Source organism: Parachitinimonas caeni, from assembly GCF_030129945.1.
GTDB classification, from domain to species: domain Bacteria; phylum Pseudomonadota; class Gammaproteobacteria; order Burkholderiales; family Chitinimonadaceae; genus Parachitinimonas; species Parachitinimonas caeni.
In genome coordinates, this window is sequence record NZ_JARRAF010000002.1 from 65,266 (window position 1) to 85,469 (window position 20,204).

General features: G+C 58.3%; 11 protein-coding genes. 8 read left to right on the forward strand and 3 right to left on the reverse strand.

What is annotated here, in order from left to right; genetic code table 11:
• Positions 1–139 precede the first annotated feature (139 nt).
• From PZA18_RS01995 to PZA18_RS02010, 4 genes are all read left to right on the forward strand, one after another.
• Complete coding sequence (locus PZA18_RS01995) at positions 140–1,990, forward strand: phosphoenolpyruvate carboxykinase (GTP) (protein WP_284099105.1); 1,851 nt, start codon at positions 140–142, stop codon at positions 1,988–1,990.
• Between the two features lie 358 nt (positions 1,991–2,348).
• Positions 2,349–6,803 carry a glutamate synthase large subunit gene (gene gltB / locus PZA18_RS02000; protein ID WP_284099106.1) on the forward strand — a complete coding sequence of 1,485 codons (4,455 nt, stop codon included), beginning with the start codon at positions 2,349–2,351 and terminating at the stop codon, positions 6,801–6,803.
• A 27-nt stretch (positions 6,804–6,830) separates the two neighbouring features.
• Positions 6,831–8,243 carry an FAD-dependent oxidoreductase gene (locus PZA18_RS02005; protein WP_284099107.1) on the forward strand — a complete coding sequence of 471 codons (1,413 nt, stop codon included), beginning with the start codon at positions 6,831–6,833 and terminating at the stop codon, positions 8,241–8,243.
• A gap of 1,063 nt (positions 8,244–9,306) precedes the next feature.
• On the forward strand, positions 9,307–11,223 hold the full coding sequence (locus PZA18_RS02010) for a hypothetical protein (RefSeq protein WP_284099108.1): 1,917 nt from the start codon (positions 9,307–9,309) through the stop codon (positions 11,221–11,223).
• An 89-nt stretch (positions 11,224–11,312) separates the two neighbouring features.
• Here the strand turns inward: PZA18_RS02010 and PZA18_RS02015 are convergent, their stop codons facing one another.
• From PZA18_RS02015 to PZA18_RS02025, 3 genes are all read right to left on the reverse strand, one after another.
• Entirely contained in the window at positions 11,313–12,770 is a 1,458-nt protein-coding gene (locus PZA18_RS02015; RefSeq protein ID WP_284099109.1) for a 2-isopropylmalate synthase, read from the reverse strand.
• Positions 12,771–13,138: 368 nt separating this feature from the next.
• Positions 13,139–13,522, reverse strand: a complete 384-nt coding sequence (locus PZA18_RS02020) for a type II toxin-antitoxin system death-on-curing family toxin (RefSeq protein ID WP_284099110.1) — start codon at positions 13,520–13,522, stop codon at positions 13,139–13,141.
• Positions 13,519–13,713 carry a hypothetical protein gene (locus tag PZA18_RS02025; protein ID WP_284099111.1) on the reverse strand — a complete coding sequence of 65 codons (195 nt, stop codon included), beginning with the start codon at positions 13,711–13,713 and terminating at the stop codon, positions 13,519–13,521. Before PZA18_RS02025 ends, PZA18_RS02020 begins: the two co-directional genes overlap by 4 nt.
• A gap of 256 nt (positions 13,714–13,969) precedes the next feature.
• Between PZA18_RS02025 and PZA18_RS02030 the strand changes: the two genes are divergently transcribed.
• The 4 genes from PZA18_RS02030 to PZA18_RS02045 are packed head-to-tail and all read left to right on the forward strand — an operon-like array spanning position 13,970 to position 19,667.
• Positions 13,970–15,133 carry an acyl-CoA dehydrogenase family protein gene (locus PZA18_RS02030; RefSeq protein ID WP_284099112.1) on the forward strand — a complete coding sequence of 388 codons (1,164 nt, stop codon included), beginning with the start codon at positions 13,970–13,972 and terminating at the stop codon, positions 15,131–15,133.
• Positions 15,134–15,141: 8 nt separating this feature from the next.
• Positions 15,142–16,293 carry a CaiB/BaiF CoA transferase family protein gene (locus PZA18_RS02035; RefSeq protein ID WP_284099113.1) on the forward strand — a complete coding sequence of 384 codons (1,152 nt, stop codon included), beginning with the start codon at positions 15,142–15,144 and terminating at the stop codon, positions 16,291–16,293.
• Positions 16,294–16,329: 36 nt separating this feature from the next.
• Complete coding sequence (locus PZA18_RS02040) at positions 16,330–17,538, forward strand: acetyl-CoA C-acetyltransferase (protein WP_284099114.1); 1,209 nt, start codon at positions 16,330–16,332, stop codon at positions 17,536–17,538.
• Between the two features lie 11 nt (positions 17,539–17,549).
• Complete coding sequence (locus tag PZA18_RS02045) at positions 17,550–19,667, forward strand: 3-hydroxyacyl-CoA dehydrogenase NAD-binding domain-containing protein (protein ID WP_284099115.1); 2,118 nt, start codon at positions 17,550–17,552, stop codon at positions 19,665–19,667.
• Positions 19,668–20,204 lie beyond the last annotated feature (537 nt).

Genomic DNA, 20,204 nt, shown 5'->3' on the forward strand with positions numbered 1-20,204 from the left:
TGCGGCGTTCACTCTTCTACCTTGCCGCCACGCAATCCGCCCACCCGGTGGCCTGCGCCTGGCCGGACCGCGCCGAACCTGAACGAACCAACCGTCGCAGGTATCGCGCCTTGACCTTCGTGTTTAGGAGAATCTCCACATGCTGACCTCGACCTCGGCTGTTCCAGCCGAAATCACCCCGCCATCCTTCGTCAAACACCCGGGGCTTATTGCCTGGGTCCGCCAGATGGTTGCGCTGTGCGAACCCCAGTCCATCTATTGGTGCGATGGCTCCCAGGAGGAATACGACAGGCTGTGCCGGCAAATGGTCGATACCGGCATGCTGATCAAGCTCAACCCGGAAAAGCGCCCTGGCAGCTTTCTGGCCCGCTCAGACCCCTCTGATGTCGCACGGGTAGAAGATCGCACATTCATCTGTTCCGAAAACAAGGATGACGCCGGCCCGACCAATAACTGGGTCGCCCCGGCCGAGATGCGCGGCACGCTCAATGGTTTGTTCCAAGGCTGTATGCGTGGTCGCACAATGTACATCGTCCCTTTCAGCATGGGTCCGCTCGGCAGCCCGATTGCCCATATCGGCATTGAAGTCACCGACTCGCCCTACGTCGCCGTGAGCATGCGCACCATGACGCGAATGGGCCGTGCCGTGTACGACGTGCTCGGCGAAGCCGGCGAATACGTCCCTTGCGTCCACACAGTCGGCCTGCCGCTGGAAAACGGCCAGGCCGACGTGGTATGGCCTTGCAACAAAACCACCAAGTACATCGTCCATTTCCCCGAAACTCGGGAAATCTGGTCATATGGCTCCGGCTACGGTGGCAACGCCCTGCTGGGCAAGAAGTGCTTTGCCTTGCGCATTGCCTCCACCATGGGGCGCGACCAGGGTTGGCTGGCCGAGCATATGCTGATCCTCGGCGTCGAATCTCCCGAAGGCAAGAAGCGCTACGTTGCAGCGGCCTTCCCGTCTGCCTGCGGCAAAACCAACTTCGCCATGCTGATCCCGCCCAAATCGCACGATGGCTGGAAAATCACCACCATTGGCGATGACATTGCGTGGATCAAGCCGGGTAAGGATGGACGTCTGTACGCCATCAACCCTGAAGCAGGCTACTTTGGTGTCGCCCCCGGTACTTCGGAGAAAACCAATCCGAACGCCATGGCCACTCTGCGCGAAAACTGCATCTTCACCAACGTCGCCCTGACCGATGATGGGGATGTCTGGTGGGAAGGTATGACCAAGGAAGCCCCAGCGCATCTGATCGACTGGCAAGGACACGATTGGACGCCTGATTTGGCCAAGGAAACCGGCCGTAAAGCCGCTCATCCCAATGCCCGTTTCACCGCCCCTGCCGCGCAATGCCCTTCGATTGACGCAGACTGGGAGAACCCGGCAGGCGTACCGATCTCGGCCTTCATCTTTGGCGGTCGCCGCAGCCATGCGGTGCCACTGGTTGTAGAAGCCTTCAACTGGAACTACGGCGTGTACATGGCCGCTACCATGGGTTCTGAAACCACGGCAGCCGCCATGGGCAAGCAAGGCGAAACCCGCCGTGACCCGTTTGCCATGCTGCCGTTCTGTGGCTACCACATTGGCGACTACTTCAATCACTGGCTGCAGATGGGCCATGTGGTTGAGCACGCCCCACAGATCTTCTGTGTGAACTGGTTCCGTGTAGACGACAATGGCAAGTTCATCTGGCCAGGGTTTGGCGACAACATGCGGGTGCTGGAATGGATCTTCCATCGCACCGAAGGCAAAGCCAAAGCCCGCCAGACGGCTCTTGGCTGGATGCCAAGCTACGAAGATCTGAACTGGAATGGACTTGAGCATTTCACCCAGTCTGACTTCGAAAGAGTGACTTCCATTGATACCGAACTGTGGAAGCAGGAGCTGGAAGAACACGGCGAGTTCTTCAGCAAATTAGGCGAGCGCCTGCCCAAACAGCTGGTGTTAAAACGCGAACTGATGAAAATGCGAGTCTGGAAGTAAATCCAGGCGCAGACCAAAACCCCGTCCGAAAGGCGGGGTTTTGTTTTTGGCTGATTACCCCCGAACAAAATAAGAAAAATGAGAATGATTCCACTTGTATAGGCAATTAAAAATTGCCAACCCATCTATACAAGTTAGCCAAATTAACTCGGCAAATAGTCCATTCTGTAGTGGCAAATTCGTGACAACGTCGGCACCAAAATCACCAAATTTCGCACAGAACAAACATATCTATTTGATTTTATTGATTTTTCGCACCGCAACAAAATAATTGCAGCCGTGTAAATGTGTCAGCTAGAATCGGTAGTTCCCCCAATTGAATTGGGGTCGATTAGGGTTAGAACACGGGTAAATTGCAATGGAAGACAGACAAAGCCGCCTTGACGGCACTTTATACAGTCCGAACTTCGAGCAGGATAGTTGTGGGTTCGGCCTGATCGCTCAAATGGATGACAAGCCCTCGCACTGGCTGGTCAGTACCGCAATCAGCTCACTGGCTTGCCTCACCCACCGGGGTGCGGTGGCTGCCGATGGTAAATCGGGTGATGGTTGTGGCCTTTTGTTTCGCAAACCCGATGGTTTTCTGCGCGCCGTTGCCAAAGAAAAAGGCTTCGATCTGGCTGCCCACTACGCAGCCGGCCTGGTTTTCTACAGTCGGGATCTGACTGTCGGCAAGCAGTCTCTGGCCAACCTCAAAGATGCACTGGAGGGCCAGGGGCTGGAAGTCTGCGGCGTCCGCAGCGTACCGGTTAACACCGCCGCCTGTGGCGAATACGCTCTGGCCACCCTGCCGGCAATTGGCCAGCTCTTTGTCAATTGCCCCAGCACCATGGATGCCGCCACTTTCGAGCGGCGTCTGTACATCGGCCGTCGTCTGGCCGAAAAGGCCAATGCGGCCGACCCAGCGTTTTACCTGCCCACCCTGTCCGCCCAGACCATCTCTTACAAGGGCTTGGTCACCCCCGAGAACCTACCCGTGTTCTATCCGGACCTGCAGGATGAGCGCTTCCAGTCGAGCCTGGCCGTATATCACCAACGCTTCTCCACCAACACCTGGCCCCAGTGGAAGCTGGCGCAGCCATTCCGGTATATCGCCCACAACGGCGAGATCAACACCATTTCGGGTAACCGTTCGTGGGCCAAGGCGCGCGAAAAGATCATGGCCTCGCCACTGATCCCGAATATGGATGACATTCGCCCCATCGTGCAGACCAATGGCTCCGATTCGATGAGCCTCGACAACATGCTCGAAGGGCTGCTGATGGGGGGTATCGACTTCTTCCGCGCCTTACGGCTGCTGGTGCCGCCGGCTTGGCAGAATGTGGACAGTACCGACAAGGAACTGCGTGCCTTCTACGAATACAACTCGATGCACATGGAGCCATGGGATGGCCCCGCCGGTATTGTGCTCACCAATGGCCGCTACGCCGGCTGTATGCTGGACCGCAACGGTCTACGGCCTGCCCGTTATGTCATCACCCGCGACCGCCATCTGACGATTGCCTCGGAAGTCGGTGTCTGGAACTACAAGCCGGAAGACGTGGTAAAGAAGGGTCGGGTCAAGCCCGGTCAGATCCTGGCCGTCGATCTGCAGTCCGGTCAGCTCTTGCTGCCCCATGAAATCGACCACAAGCTGAAGACTGCACACCCCTACCGCCGTTGGGTCAAGCAGTACGCCACCCATCTGGAACTGAGCCTGGACGAAGACTCGGGTCGTCCCGAGCTGTCGAAAGAACAGCTTGCTGTTTTCCAGAAGCACTTTCAGGTCAGCTTTGAAGAACGGGATGCGGTAATCCGGGTACTGGCTGAAGATGGCCAGGAAGCCGTTGGCTCGATGGGTGACGACACGCCGATGGCCGTTCTGTCACAACGCGTCCGTCAGCCCTACGACTACCTGCGCCAGCAATTTGCCCAGGTTACCAATCCGCCCATCGACCCGATTCGCGAAGCGGTGGTGATGTCACTCAACACGGTATTCGGTTCCGAAAAGAATATCTTTGAAGAAACCGCCGACCACGCCAAACGGATCGAAGTTCGCAGTCCGGTACTGAGCTATGAAAAATTCAAGATTCTGGCCAGTCAGGAAGAGCCTCAATTTACCGCACGCAGTTTCGATCTGACGTATGACCCAGCCACCAGCAACTTGCAGACCGCCCTCACCGCACTGTGCGAGCAAGTAGTAGCCGCTTCGCGTGAAGGCGTTTCGATTGCCGTGCTGTCCGACCGCAATATCGCCAAAGATCGGCTGCCTATTCATGCTTTGTTTGCCACAGGCGCGGTCCATACAGCGCTGGTCAATGCGGGGCTGCGTTGCCGCACTAATTTGCTGATCGACACGGCAACAGCGCGTGACCCACACCACTTTGCCTGCCTGATCGGCTACGGCGCCACCGCTGTCCATCCCTACCTTGCCTACGAAGTGATCGCCGATCTGGTGGCGAACGGCCAAGTGGACGATACCATCAGCGAGGCCATGAGCAAGTTCCGCAAGGGCATCAACAAGGGCTTGCTCAAGGTATTGTCGAAGATGGGTATCTCCACCATCGCCAGCTATCGTGGTGCCCAACTGTTTGAAGCTGTCGGGATTGCCGAAGAAGTGGTCAGCATGTGCATGCCTTTCACCGTCAGCCGGATCGGCGGTGCCAACTTCGCTGACTTCGAAGCCGACATGAAGGTACTGGCCAAAGCCGCCTTCAACCCGATGCGCCCCATCTCGCAAGGCGGTTTGCTCAAATATGTATTTGGCGAGGAATACCACGCTTACAACCCTGACGTGGTCATGCAGCTGCAAAAAGCGGTACAGAACGGCGACTACAGCGAGTACCTGAAGTATGCCGAGCTGGTCAACCAGCGACCGATCGCCATGCTGCGCGACTTGATGCAGGTGAAGATCGAACCCGGCAAGGGTATCCCGCTGGATCAGGTCGAGCCGGTTGAAACCATCGTCAAGCGATTCGATTCGGCCGGTATGTCACTGGGTGCCCTGTCGCCCGAGGCACACGAAGCGCTGGCCGAAGGTATGAACCGGCTGGGAGCCCGCTCCAACTCGGGCGAGGGCGGCGAAGATCCTTCCCGCTATGGCACAGTGAAGATGTCGAAGATCAAGCAGGTGGCTTCCGGCCGCTTTGGCGTGACACCGCACTACCTCGTCAACGCCGAAGTCCTGCAGATCAAGATCGCACAAGGTGCCAAGCCAGGAGAAGGGGGCCAATTGCCCGGCGACAAGGTTAGCCCGCTGATCGCTAAATTACGTTGCTCCAAGCCCGGCATCAGCCTGATTTCCCCGCCGCCGCACCACGATATTTATTCAATTGAAGATTTGGCCCAGCTGATCTTCGACCTGAAGCAGGTCAATCCGCAGGCACTGGTGTCGGTCAAACTGGTTGCCGAACCCGGTGTTGGCACTATCGCGGCCGGCGTGGCCAAGGCTTATGCCGACCTGATCACCATCTCCGGTTACGACGGTGGCACTGGCGCCTCGCCGTTGACCTCGGTCAAATATGCCGGCACCCCTTGGGAGCTTGGCCTGACTGAAGCCCAGCAGGTGCTGCGTGCCAACGGCTTGCGCGGCCGGGTGCGGGTACAAACTGACGGCGGCCTGAAAACCGGACTGGATGTGATCAAAGCCGCCATCATGGGGGCGGAAAGCTTCGGTTTTGGCACCGGGCCGATGGTGGCTTTGGGCTGCAAATATCTGCGTATCTGCCACCTCAACAACTGCGCTACCGGCGTTGCCACGCAGGAAATCAAACTGCGTTCGAAGTACTTCACTGGTCTGCCCGATATGGTGGTGAACTACTTCGTCTTCATTGCCCGCGAAACCCGCGAGTGGATGGCCAAGCTCGGTGTACGCAATTTCGAAGAGCTGATTGGTCGTACCGATCTGCTGGAACTTCTGCCAGGCGAATCCGACAAGCAAGGCCGGCTCAAGCTGGATGTACTGCTGAGCCAGGGCACGATTCCCGACAGCGAGCCACGTTACTGTGTGCAAGCCTCTAATCCCTCGTTCGACCGGGGCGAGCTGGCGGAACGCATGGTACGCGACACCGCTGCCGCCATCGCCGCGAAGACCCCCACCACGCTCGAATATGCGGTGCGCAATGTGAACCGCTCAATAGGTGCCCGCCTGTCTGGCGAGATTGCGCGTCAGCATGGCGCAGCCGGGCTCCCGGAAGGTTGTCTCGACATTCGTCTGAAAGGCAGCGCCGGCCAGAGTCTGGGCGTGTGGAACGCCAAGGGATTGCACCTGACACTGGAAGGCGACGCCAACGATTACGTCGGCAAAGGCATGGCCGGGGGACGCATCGTCGTCTACCCCCCCAGTGAGGTGATGTACGAGCCCCATGAAGGCACCATCATTGGCAACACCTGCCTTTACGGCGCCACCGGGGGCGAGCTGTTTGCTTCTGGCTTGGCCGGTGAACGCTTTGCCGTGCGTAACTCTGGCGCTACTGCTGTAGTCGAGGGCATGGGCGACCATGGTTGCGAATACATGACAGGCGGCTGCGTGATTGTGTTGGGCCAGACCGGGTTGAACTTCGGTGCTGGCATGACCGGTGGTTTTGCCTTCGTGTATGACCGCGACGAGAAGTTTGCCTACCGCTACAACAACGAGCTGATCGACATCCACCTGATCAATGGCGAAGCCATGGGCCAGTACCGCGCCTTCCTCAAGGCCAAGATCGAACAGCATGTGGCGCTGACGGGCTCCAAGCTGGGTAGCCAGATTCTGGAAGACTTCGACGACTACGTTGACTACTTCTGGCTGGTGAAACCCAAGGCCGCCAAACTCGACAGCCTGCTCAAGGACTAAGCGCCACGGTGCGGAAAGGAATCTGAAATGGGTGACGTATTCCAGTTCATGAACATTGCGCGCAACCCCGGTGAGAAAGTCGAAGCCGGTGAGCGCAAAGTTCGATTTATGGAAATCTACCGGCCGCTGAACAAACATGATGCGGCCGAGCAGTCGGGGCGCTGCCTCGACTGCGGCAACCCCTACTGCGAGTGGGAATGCCCGGTGCACAACTACATTCCCAACTGGCTGAAGCTGGTGAAGGAAGGCAAGTTGTTCGAGGCCGCCGAAATGTCGCACAAGACCAACAGCCTGCCGGAAATCTGTGGCCGAGTCTGCCCGCAGGACCGGCTGTGCGAAGGGGCTTGTACGCTGAACCAAGGCGGTTTTGGTGCCGTCTCGATTGGTAGTGTCGAGAAATACATCACCGACGAAGCCTATAAACTGGGCTGGCGGCCGGACATGAGCCAGGTGATCAAAACCGATCGAAAGGTCGCCATCATCGGGGCCGGACCTGCTGGGCTGGCCTGTGCCGACGTGCTGGTTCGCAACGGTGTTACACCTGTTGTGTTTGATCGTTACGAGGAAATCGGTGGCCTGCTCACATTCGGCATTCCCGAATTCAAGCTCGAAAAGGACATCGTGCGCCGCCGACGCGCCATCCTGGAAGAAATGGGTGTCGAATTCCGCCTCAATACCGAAATCGGTCGCGATGTGGAATTCGACAGCCTGCTGGCCGACTACGACGCCGTGTTCATGGGCATGGGTGCCTATGAATACCTGAAAGGAGGCTTTGCTGGGGAAAACCTGCCGGGGGTGATGGAAGCCCTGCCTTTCCTCGTCAACAACATCCGCCAGCGGTTGGGTACGCTGCCAGAAGGTGAAGCCCACCAGACTATGCAAGGGAAGCGCGTGGTTGTGCTGGGAGGTGGTGATACCGCCATGGACTGCAACCGCACCAGCATCCGCCAGGGTGCCGCCAGCGTGGTCTGCGCCTATCGTCGTGACGAAGCCAATATGCCGGGCAGCAAGCGCGAAGTTGCCAATGCCAAGGAAGAAGGCGTCGAATTCCTGTGGAACCGTCAGCCGGTGGAGATCATCCAGTTGAACGGCGCGCTGGGCGTCAAGCTGGTGACAACACGGTTAGGCGAACCCGACGCCAAGGGCCGACGCTCACCGGTTGTCGTACCCGGCTCGGAGGAAATCATTGAATGCGACCGCGTCATCATCGCTTTTGGATTTCAGGTCAAACCCGAAGCCTGGTTTGAAGCACACAGCATCCGCGTGGATGAACGCGGCCGCACCGTCGCTGCCGAACGGCAGAAGTTCAAGCACCAGACATCCAACCCCAAGGTTTTTGCGGGCGGGGATCAGGTACGCGGGGCGGATCTGGTAGTAAGAGCCGTGTTTGAAGGCCGGCAAGCCGCAGAGGGTATGCTGGCTTATCTGGGTATCTGGTAAGAACCTTCCTTCGCCATAACCCCACCCAACGGCACGGTCAATCCGTGCCGTTTTTTTGCTTTATCAAAAGCCCGTACCACCCTGCATTGGCAGCGGTGATTTAGGCTCTGTTGAATGTCCAGCCCAGATCGTGTTTCGTTGAATTTAGGTCAGATACATGGTGAAAGGCGCGCCGCTTACTGGTACGCCATGCGATTTTTAATCGTGGTAGTAGACTCAGACCCGATGAAATGCGATCCCAAAACAAAATATCAATAAAACCTAATCCTGAAAAATAAAAACCATAACCACACAAACCAAAAAAACCATCCCGGCCAATACAACCAAAATAATTACCAAACAATCATCTCAAATCGGGACATTTATCTCATTGAATCCATCCGACTTTCAGAATACCTTTGAATTACCCAGCAGCAATTTACCACCCCATGCTCAGAGAGGGTATTCCAATGAAAATCCGTCATAGCAGCACCCATCTTCCACAAAGCATCCCTGACCATCAAAATCCAGGCGCTTATTTTCTTTATAACTCCGCCCAAGAGGCGATTCACACAAAACCCATTGTAATGAATACAACCCTGCGGGGTCTTTTCAGGTTGCGCCAGAAGAATCGGCATTCACATGCAATAGCCGGGTAAATGACACAAACCACCTCGCCGCTTCGCAGTTTTTCTTTGGACACAGCGGTCGGCTAGGCTCTGTTGACATTTTTCTTCCGGTCGCACCCGGCCAAATTTCGGAGCGGGGCGACTGTAAATCTAACGACAACAGAACCTAGCGCCCTTTCTCTCTTGTCACCCCCCGTTCATTGGCGCCCCCCTCGACGCCCCGCGTCTGCCAACCGGCTCCTGTCTCAGTACTTTTCACCCGACGAATGCATGCATTTGCAGTATTTACGAAACTTATTTATTTAAATAAATACACACAACAAAAACAACAAATAAACTGTAAAAAATCACAAAAGGACAGATTACTCATTGTCGACAGGCTTATTCAAATCTACATTACCCAGCACGAAAAGCCATTCACCGAGATTTAATTTCAGAGACCAAAGGAAATTACCATGAATAATCATTACCCACCAAAGCGCTCCATTGCAGCATTTTCCGGCATTGCGGCAATTTCATTATTAAGCATTAATATTGCCCATGCTTTTCCTAGCTCCAATATTCCCACCAACAATCTGGTAAAAGGCTATGACCGGACCCCGGCAGCAGAAACCTGCAGTATTGATTTAATGCCCACACCGCCCGCTGCGCTGCAGGAAAGCATCCCGTTCTTCGTTCCGGGTGAACATCGCCTTTCTCTTGACTTGCGCATGTTTGCCCAAGGTAAAGACCCCATGGCCAGTTTAAATATGGCTGCGGCGTATTACGCTGCGGGTAATACCGCCAAAGGGAATGCATTTGCCGACATTGCGGTAACGGGCCGTAAATCTTTTGGCAAATTCATGGATTTGAAAATCAAAGATGAAGATCTGACCCAATACATTGTCAGCAAACTCAAGACGCCCTACGGCAATCTCACCCCCGACAACGCGGCCACCCATGCCGCCCGCGCACTGGATCGTGCCTACAAGGTTGCCAATGCCTTGCATTACCCAGCGCTACGCCAAGTCTATGACTTGGGGTGGATCGCCGTTTCGGGCGAGGACGATAGCCCGTATCGGCCGGTCAATGCCCATGCAACCCAGTTCAATCAATACGATCTGGCCGTGGCAGTGCCGCGTTCGGGAGGAAAGTCGGATCTGACCGTCCACACCCGCTACTTTGTTGCCGGAGATGAAAAGGATGGTAATGCCTGGGCGCAAATGGTCGAGCAATGGGGTGGCATGCATCCGCGCTTCGTGCTGGGCGTCGGAGAAGATGGCGCCAGTACCTTCACGCCACGCATCGACCCGAATGCCGAAGTCTATATCTATATCCACGGAATGGATTCCCGGGCGGAAGAGGCCGAACAGATGGCCGAAGCTTTCCAGAAGCGGGCCAAGGAAGATGGCAAGAAATACGTGGTGATTTCGCTCGACCTGCCAACCAGCGGCTACGCTGATCAGATCAACCATTTCAGCATCAGCAGCCTGGAAGACGTGGGCCACCCCAAGGATGCCCCGTTTCCAACCAGCTTCGACGCCAATGGCACGCATAACGTCCCGGTCTTGAACTTCATCGAGAACTTTCTGGTGAACTTCGTCACCACCCTGGACGAGAAAAACCTGCTCGACAAGGCACAGGTCAAGGCTTTCATGGGTGGCAGCCTGGGTGGCAACATGGCCTTGCGGATTGGCCGCCGGCATGACATCCCCTGGTTGCCATCCACCGTGGCATGGTCCGCCGCCTCGGTCTGGGACTCCTTTGCCGACGGCGTGGATTTCGCCGGCAAGAAAGCAACCTTGCGCAGCCTTTGGTTCAAAGCTGGCGGCGACCCGGCCAATGCGCCCGGCAACGAAGTGCTGGCTGATCGCAATGCCTGGTTCACCGATGCCTTCGATACCAAAATTGCCGTGTTACCAATTGATCTGGGCTTCAATGTGATTTCGCCACAAGGGCCGGTGATGTGGTATTCGAGCAATTGGCCCTGCAAAGATAAAGCCATCAAGCAAGACCGGCGGGAACGCCAGGAAACCTACAATGCCAACTTCCGGGTCTGGCACTATCGCCTGGCCCTTGAGCAGCTGGTGTACAGCCACCGCACCGTCGTCAGCAGCTTGGCCCCAAGTGGTGACCCGCCCCAACCCGGCAAGCCAGCCAAGCCACTCTACCAATGGAATGATCAGCGGCCACTGCTGCTGGCTTGTGGTGCAGACGATAACTTCAACTACGCCAGCATCTGCGATGCCACAACCTCGATGTCCGCCGGCATGTTCGGCACCAGAGGGCGCTTCCGTCGCCTCAATGGAATCGGCCACTCCATCCACAATGAAGTGCCATCTTACTGGACCAATCAGATTCTGGATTTCGTCCACGCCGATGGCCAGTGGTAAACCCAGGCGCTACTAATGCGTCGTCTTCTGGCATAGCAAAACCAAACGGGACCAACTGGTCCCGTTTGGTTTTGGCAGGTAACTCCCTCTCAATCAACGCGGCTGGCATCTCCGAGCATAGCTTGCTCCAGTCGGCCGCCATGCCGGCGCGGCCAGTGGCTGAGCTGCCCATCAACTTCCATCAGCCAGCATTCGCTGTCATCAGCCATCTCACGTCCTCGGCACAGAATGCGGCCACTGAGCAGAAACACTTGCTCGAACAGGCGCCACAGCTCTTCACTCCCGACCTCACGCCCCGTGAAATCAGCCAGTTGCTGCACTTGCTCGGCCAGCTCGATCTGCGCCACACGCGGCAGAATCACGCCAAATTCCTGCTGCAACACATGCGCCACCCCGGCTTTACCAGACTGGCTATTGATGCGCACCAGCGCTTCGTAGTCACGGCCGACATCCTGCGGATCCAGCGGTAAATATGGCACTTGCCAGAAATCCCCAGGGATTTGCGCCGCCAGACCCTTCTTGATCGCGTCCTGATGCGAACCCGAAAATGCCGTGTACACCAGCTCACCTGCGTAAGGATGGCGCGGATGAATTGGTAAGCCATTGCACTCGGTTGCCACTCTCGCAATCGCGTCGAGATCAGAGAAATCCAACCCCGGATCAACACCCTGCGTATACAGATTCAGCGCCAGCGTCACCAGATCGACATTGCCGCTACGTTCGCCGTTGCCGAATAAACAGCCTTCTACCCGTTCGGCTCCCGCCTGCAAGGCCAACTCGGCCGCCGCTACTGCAGTGCCACGGTCGTTATGCGGATGCACGCTCAGCACAATACTGTCGCGGCGTGACAGCTTGCGATGCATCCACTCAATCTGGTCGGCATAAATATTCGGGGTACAACGCTCTACGGTAGCGGGTAGATTGATGATGGCCTTACGGCGTGGCGTAGGCTGCCAGATATCGAGCACCGCCTCGCACATCTCCAATGCAAAATCGAGCTCTGTCGCATTGAAGGATTCGGGCGAATACTGAAAACGCCAGTCTGTTTCAGGTTGTTGCTGCGCAAGATCCTGCATCAACTGGGCGGCCTCGCTTGCCAGCTTGACCACCTGGCTGCGATTGGCGCGATAGACCAGCTTGCGAAATTGCGGCGACGTTGCGTTGTACAGATGGACGATTGCACGTGGCGCACCACGTAGCGCCTCGAAAGTACGGCGAATCAGCTCGGGTCGGGCTTGGGTGATGACCTGGATGGTCACATCGTCGGGAATCCGCTTCTGCTCGATCAGCAGGCGGACAAAATCGAAATCGGCTTGAGAAGCAGCGGGAAATGCCACTTCGATCTGGCGAAAGCCGGTGCGGACCAGCGTTTCGAAAAACTTGAGTTTGGCGGTGGGGCTCATCGGCCGCACCAACGCCTGATTGCCGTCACGCAGGTCGGAGCTCAACCATTGCGGAGACTGGCGGATAACCTGATCGGGCCAGCGGCGGTCGGAAAGATGCAGGGCGGGAAATGCGCGGTATTTGGCTGAAGCGGGGCTTAACATCGTCGAGTCCTTTGCGGGTTTGCTTGCGGGAAGGTGGCAAACAGGCCAGCGAGCTGCCACGGACGCGAGGCGCGCCGGCCGGATAGCAGTCGGGACAGGACAATCGAAATCAGCGGAATAATTCGCATGGCAAAGCTCCTTGTGAAAGCGCCGGCAACGGCAGCGATAGCCTGGCCTGTTGGGCCGGGCCGATCAAAACAACTGGGTAATTTGAGAGAGGGGGGTGTTTTTAGCGCGCTGGGCGCAGCAGCAACAGGCCGTGCAGGCGCACGGCCAAAATAATTCGGAGGGGAATCAGCTGCGGGTTCATGAGGTTGAGACTAAGCAATGGGGACAGGGGATGTCAACCCGCAGACATCTAATCAGGCTCAATCAGGGACAAGCGAATAAAGCAACTCAGCAAAACCATCAGCATTCAACAAGCCTGTGGCCACATCTACCATCGCATCTTCAAGAATAGCGCTACGAGGGATTACTATGCCTTGCGTATCAAGATAGGTAAGCGCTACCACCAAGGCGGTACGCTTTTTGGCATCACTAAACGTATGACCGCGAGCCAAAGCTACCGCATACATAGCGGCAATCTCGAACACATCACACATGCTCCGATACTCTATATGCGCCTGTATACGGCCAAGAGCACCCTCCAAAGGACCATCACCATAGTCCCCCACCAAGCCAGGCTCGCTATCCAGGATCAAATCATGGATATCCTTTACCTGCTGGAGCGTTAGTAGACCAATATTACTCAACGATCCGCCAGCCGTTTGATCACTTCTGCATGGGTCGCAGCAACACGCTTGGCGCTAGACATGACGACACGACTCCCTTGAGGGGCATCCAGATCAATAGCAACGGGCGCAACAACCTCTTTGCGCTGCTTAATCGCAACCCCATACATAGTTTTCTGAGCGGGTGGATTAACCGTTTGATTTTTTTCCACTTCATGGCCTCTATTAAGATCAAATTACCTAACAAGGGCAGTTGTCTGGCAACTCCAGGCAAAGTACCCATGTTGAAATTCTACTCTCGGGAACAAGTCTGGACCAATAAACGCTTAAAGCTGTGCTGCGTCCAATCACGGTTACTGACACTGGCAAACCACAAGTTATATGTAACGGAACACCCCCCAAACCAAGCAAGCGCACGCTAGAATCAGAAGCAAGTTTCATCACAACAACCAGTAGAGGAGACAAAGCATGCTACCCACCCCTGCCCACCATCCGTGGATGACCGAAGACATCGCCGCCCTGCGTGAAGCTGTGCGGCGTTTTTCTGAGCAAGAGCTGACGCCTCATCGTGCCCGCTGGGTTGAGCAAGGGCATGTTGATCGTGCGGTGTGGCGACAGGTTGCCGAGATGGGCATGTTGTTGCCCGAGCTGCCCGAAGCCTATGGCGGCATCGACGGCAATGCCGCGCATCAGTTCGTCTGTCAGGAGGAAATGACGGCGTGTGAGGTGCTACCAAGCTTTGGTACCTCGGTGCATACCATTGTCGCCCATTACATTCTGGATTGCGGCACCGAGGCCCAGAAGCGCGCCTGGCTGCCCAAGCTGGCGTCAGGGGAGTGGATCGGGGCGATTGCCATGACCGAGCCGGGGGCCGGTTCTGATCTGCAAGGCATCCAGACCCGCGCCCGCCGCGAAGGTAATGAATACATCATCAATGGCGCCAAGACCTTCATCACCAATGGCCATATGGCCGATTTCATTCTGGTCGTTGCCAAGACCGATCTGAACGCCGGCGCGCGCGGGGTGTCGTTGCTGGCTGTCGAAACCCATGAGCTGGCAGGTTTTCGCCGTGGCAGGGTGCTCGACAAAGTGGGCATGCGCGGCTCTGATACCGCCGAGTTGTTCTTTGACGAAGTGCGGGTGCCGGTAGCCAATCTGCTGGGCGGCGAGGAAGGTCGTGGTTTCTACCAGCTGATGCAGCAACTACCCTACGAGCGCTTGCTGATTGCGGTTGCCGCCGTCGCCACCATGGAGCGTGCAGTCAAGCTGACGGTCGAATACACGCAGGAGCGCCGTGCCTTCAAGCAGGCCATCTTCGATTTCCAGAACACCCGCTTCAAACTGGCCGAGTGTGCCACCACGGCTCATATCGCCCGCTGTTACCTCAATGACTGCATCCAGCGCTATCTGGATGGCTCGCTCGACCCCAATGCGGCCTATATGGCCAAGTGGTGGCTGACCGAGCAGCAAAGCCAGTTGCTCGATACCTGTCTGCAACTTCACGGTGGCTACGGCTATATGAACGAATACCCGATCGCCCGCATGTGGGCCGATGCCCGGGTCGCCCAGATTTTTGGCGGCAGCAACGAAATCATGAAGGAGCTAATCGCCCGCTCCCTCGACAAGCGTTGAGGCCAGGTATGGGTCCACTCAAGGGAATCCGGGTCGTCGAATTTGCCGGCGTCGGCCCGGCGCCTTACTGCGGCATGCTGCTGGCCGACCTGGGCGCCGACGTCACCATCATCGAGCGCCCCGGCGGCGACCCGGCCAGCCGGGCGCTGGGATTTACCGAGCCCCGTGCCAATGTGTTGAACCGGGGTAAACGTTCACTGGCACTTGATCTGAAACAGCCCGCCGGGCTGGCCGTGGCACGCCGTCTGCTCGCGCAGGCCGATGCGCTGATCGAGGGCTATCGCCCCGGAGTGATGGAGCGACTGGGGCTGGGGCCGGAGCCGTGTCTCGCCGCCAATCCCCGCCTGATTTATGGCCGGATGACCGGCTGGGGCCAGACCGGACCCTTGGCACAGGCGGCAGGGCACGATCTGAATTTTGTGGCGCTGTCGGGGGCATTGGGCCTCTCGCGCCGGGCGGAGGGCGCCCCTACCGTGCCAGCCACCGTGGTTGGGGATATGGGCGGCGGAGGGCTGTTTCTCGCTTTTGGTCTGGTCTGCGCACTGCTCGAAGCCCGTCACTCGGGCCTGGGACAGGTGATCGACGCCGCCGTGGTCGATGGCAGCGCCAGCCTGACCTCGCTGATCTGGGCGCTTAAGGCCAGCGGCGGCTGGAGCAATGCACCGGCCCCCCATGTATTTCGCTACGACTCGCCGTTCTACGACTGCTTTGCCTGTGCCGACGGCAAATGGATATCACTGGGGCCAATCGAGCCGCCGTTCTACCAGCTGCTGCTGGAAAAGCTGGAACTGACTAGCGCCGTGACGGGCAAGCAATTCGACGCCAGCAACTGGCCCGCCCTCAAGGCCACCATCGCTCGCCGGATTGCCGAGCGATCGCAAGCCGAGTGGTGCCGCCGGCTGGAAGGCAGCGATGTCTGTTTCGCCCCGGTATTGGATCTCGATGAGCTGCCGCAGCACCCCCAGCACCAGGCTCGTCAAAGCTTTATCGAAGTCGCCGGGCACACGCAGCCTGCGCCCGCCCCCCGCTTTTCCCGCACCGCCGCCGCACCGCCCTCTGCCCCCCCTCGCCCCGGCGAACATGGCACTGCCATCTTACTCGACTATGGTTATGACGAAGCCGAGATTGCGGCGCTGACGGCCAGCGGTGTTGTGGGATAAACCCCTACCATCCAAAAACGATTGAGGACAAAACACATGACGGACTGCTACATCTACGACGCCGTGCGCACCCCGCGCGGCAGAGGGCGAGCTGGTGGCTCGCTGAATCAGGTCACCCCCTTGCGACTGGCTGCGGGCGTACTCGCCGCATTGCGCGACCGCAATCAACTCGATACCCGCTTGGTTGATGACGTGATTTTCGGCTGTGTCGAACCCGTTGCCGAACAGGGCGCGGATATTGCCCGCAGCGCCGTCCTGCTGGCCGACTACGACCAGAGCGTGCCCGGCGTGCAGATCAACCGCTTCTGCGCCTCCGGTCTGGAGGCTTGCAATATGGCAGCCGGTCAGGTGATGTCAGGCCAGCTCGATCTGGCGATTGGCGGCGGCGTCGAGTCGATGTCGCGCGTGCCGATGATGTCATCGGGCGGTGCCTGGGCCATGGACCCGGAATCGGCCTTCAAAACCTACTTTGTGCCGCAGGGCATCTCCGCTGATGTCATTGCCACCAAGTGGGGCTATAGCCGGGCCGATGTCGATGCCTATGCACTGGAAAGCCAGCGACGGGCAGCCCTGGCCTGGGCCGAACGCCGTTTTGATCGCTCGATCGCCCCCGTACTTGACCTGAATGGCCTCACCATCCTCGACCGCGACGAGTATTTGCGGCCCGAGACCACGCTTGAATCGCTGGGCTCACTCAAGCCAGCCTTTGCTGAACAAGGCCGGCAGGCCGGCTTTGATTCGGTGATCCTGCAACGCTACCCCGAGCTGGAACGGGTCGAACACGTCCACACTGCTGGTAATAGCTCGGGCATCGTCGATGGTGCGGCCGCCGTGCTGTTTGGCAGCAAGGAAATGGGTGAGCGACTGGGGCTCAAGCCTCGTGCCAGAGTGCGCGCCTACGCCAGCATTGGCAGCGAGCCATCAATCATGCTGACCGGCCCCAGCTACGCCACCGAGAAGGCCCTGAAGCGCGCCGGAATGGGGGTGGGGGATATCGACCTGTTCGAATTGAACGAGGCGTTTGCTGCCGTCGTTCTGCGCTTTATGGATGTGTTGAACGTGAGCCACGACAAGATGAACGTCAACGGCGGCGCCATCGCCCTGGGTCACCCCTTGGGAGCCACCGGCGCCATGATCCTTGGCACCGTGTTGGACGAGCTGGAACGCCGCAACCTGTCGACCGGACTGGCCACCCTCTGCGTCGGTGCCGGCATGGGCACTGCCACCATCATCGAACGGGTTTGAAAGGAGCCATCATGATCGACTACCAACTGGACCAGGATGGCATCGCCACCCTCTGCTGGAACTTGCCCGGCAAAAGCCAGAATGTGCTGAACGCTGAATCACTGGCCGCCTTTTACGCCGCCATCGACCGGGCCCTGGCCGAGCCCGGTCTGCGTGGCATTCTGCTGACGTCGGCCAAGCATGACTTCATCGCTGGCGGCGACCTCGACATGCTGGCGCAGGCCGACGACGCCCAAGCCCTGTTCGACCTGACCATGCGACTGCATCAGGGCCTGCGCAAGCTGGAAACCTGCGGCAAACCTGTCGCCGCCGCCCTCAATGGCAACACCTTGGGCGGTGGTCTGGAGGTGGCACTGGCCTGCCACTATCGCGTTGCAGCGGACAGCTCCAGCACCCGCATTGGCCTGCCCGAAGCCACACTGGGCTTGTTGCCCGGTGGCGGCGGTACCCAGCGTTTACCAAGGCTGATCGGCATTCAGCCCGCCCTGCCCCTGTTGCTGGAAGGCAAGCGTCTGAAAGTGGCCGATGCCGCCAAGCTGGGGATCGTGCAGAAGGTGGTCCCGGCGGGTGAAGAAATCGTCGCCGCCCGTGCCTGGTTGCTGGGTGAAGGCCAAAGCAAGCCGCAACAGCCGTGGGATAGCAAAGGCTTCAAGATTCCGGGGGGCGCCGTGCAAAGCCCCGGCGGCATGCAAACCTTTATCGCCGGCAATGCCCTGACACGCGAAAAAAGCTGGGGCAATTACCCGGCGCTGCGTTACATCCTCTCCTGCGTCTACGAAGGCATGCAGACCGACCTCGATACCGGCCTCAAGATCGAAGCCCGTTATTTCGTCGCCGCCGTCCGCTCACCCGAAGCCCGCAATATGATCCGCAGCCTGTTCTTTGGCATGCAGGCCGCCAACAAACTGGCCGACCGGCCTGCCGGGGTACCCGAGCAAAGCTATAGCCGGATTGGTGTGCTCGGCGCCGGCATGATGGGGGCTGGCATCGCCAATGTGGCCGCGCAGGCCGGACTGGATGTTGTATTGATCGACACCAGCCTTGAAGCCGCCGAACGTGGCCGCCAGCATGCGCGCGACGCCCTGGCCCGCAGCCGTAAAACCCCGGAGCAGATCGACGCCATTGTCAGCCGGATACATCCGGCGACCGATATGGCCCGACTTGAGGGCTGTGAGCTGGTCATCGAAGCAGTATTTGAAGATCGCGCCATCAAAGCCGACGTCACCCGCCGTGCTGAAGCCATGCTCAGCAACGAGGCGATCTTCGCTTCGAATACCTCCACACTGCCGATCAGCAGTCTGGCCGAAGCCAGCGCCCGCCCCGAGCAGTTCATCGGTCTGCATTTCTTCTCACCGGTCGAGAAAATGCCGCTGGTGGAGATCATCGTCGGCAAGCAGACCTCTGCCGCCACGCTGGCGCGTGCCATGGATCTGGTGAAGCGCATCGGCAAGACACCCATCATCGTCAACGATTCACGCGGCTTTTATACCAGCCGGGTCTTCGACACCTATATCAGCGAAGGCATGGCCCTGCTGGCGGAGGGCGTGGCCCCGGCCCTGATCGAACACGCCGGCCGGCTCGCAGGCATGCCCGTCGGCCCGCTCGCCCTCACCGACGAAGTCTCGCTGGAGCTGATTCTCAAAGTTACCCGACAGACCGAGCAGGATCTCGGCGCCGCATTCCAGCCCAAACCGGCCTACACCGTCATCAAGCGGCTGGTTAACGATCTGGGCCGACTCGGTCGCAAGGCCGGTCAAGGCTTTTATGACTACGACGGCGAGGGGGGCAAACGCCTGTGGTCGGGCTTGGCTCAGGAATTCCCTCTGGCGGCCGACCAGCCCGATGTCGAAACGGTAAAGCAGCGCTTGCTGCATGTGCAGGCCGTTGAGGCGGCGAAGTGTCTGGATGAAGGCGTATTGCGCTCCAAGCGGGATGCCGATATCGGCGCCATTCTCGGCTGGGGCTTTCCTGCCTGCCTTGGCGGCCCGCTCAGCTATATCGACACCGTGGGCGCCCAGCGCTTTGTTGCAGAATGCGATGCCTTGGCCAGCCGATATGGCCAGCGTTTTGCCGTGCCCGCCAGCCTGAAGCAAATGGCTGCCAGCGGCGAGCGTTATCACCCGCGTTAGGCTAGGCTCTGTTGACGTTTTATATCCGGATCGCGTTTCGACGGATTTGGGCCTGATGCAAGGCAAAAAGCGCGCCGCTTAGTGATAAGCCACGCGATTTCCCGTCTGGGCGCACAGGCTGTAAGGCTTGCATCGCAAGCCAACAGCCTGGCAGTTAACGTGGCAGCAGGCCCAAATCCGGCGAAACCCTCCGTCCCCGCAAGGGGGATGCCGTGGCTGTAAGCCGCTTTGCGGCAACAGCCACGCAAGGCCGGGTCGAGTTTTGGGGCAGGGCGTCGTTAGGGTTCGTTTATTTAGCTCGCTAAACCTCTCTCACCCTGCCTCGCCCTGCCCCAAAACTTGGCCCGGCGCGACCGGAAACAAAACGTCAACAGAGCCTAGAAGCAGCAGTCATTGCCGGCACCCACAAGGGGCAGCCCATGCTACCCCTTGTGGCTTGTCGCAACTCCCCATCTCCGATAAGTTGAACCACAATCAAGGGACGGCCACAAAGCAAAGGTCGTACCAATATTCACTAGCCTGGCCGTCAGACCGCGA

What these genes read in the sequence shown, in the direction of transcription:
- PZA18_RS02005 (WP_284099107.1), top strand. Translation starts at nt 6,831, where the DNA reads ATGGGTGACGTATTCCAGTTCATGAACATTGCGCGCAACCCCGGTGAG.
- PZA18_RS02030 (WP_284099112.1), top strand. Translation starts at nt 13,970, where the DNA reads ATGCTACCCACCCCTGCCCACCATCCGTGGATGACCGAAGACATCGCC.
- PZA18_RS02010 (WP_284099108.1), top strand. Translation starts at nt 9,307, where the DNA reads ATGAATAATCATTACCCACCAAAGCGCTCCATTGCAGCATTTTCCGGC.
- PZA18_RS01995 (WP_284099105.1), top strand. Translation starts at nt 140, where the DNA reads ATGCTGACCTCGACCTCGGCTGTTCCAGCCGAAATCACCCCGCCATCC.
- PZA18_RS02040 (WP_284099114.1), top strand. Translation starts at nt 16,330, where the DNA reads ATGACGGACTGCTACATCTACGACGCCGTGCGCACCCCGCGCGGCAGA.
- PZA18_RS02035 (WP_284099113.1), top strand. Translation starts at nt 15,142, where the DNA reads ATGGGTCCACTCAAGGGAATCCGGGTCGTCGAATTTGCCGGCGTCGGC.
- PZA18_RS02015 (WP_284099109.1), bottom strand. Translation starts at nt 12,770, where the DNA reads ATGTTAAGCCCCGCTTCAGCCAAATACCGCGCATTTCCCGCCCTGCAT.
- PZA18_RS02045 (WP_284099115.1), top strand. Translation starts at nt 17,550, where the DNA reads ATGATCGACTACCAACTGGACCAGGATGGCATCGCCACCCTCTGCTGG.
- gltB (WP_284099106.1), top strand. Translation starts at nt 2,349, where the DNA reads ATGGAAGACAGACAAAGCCGCCTTGACGGCACTTTATACAGTCCGAAC.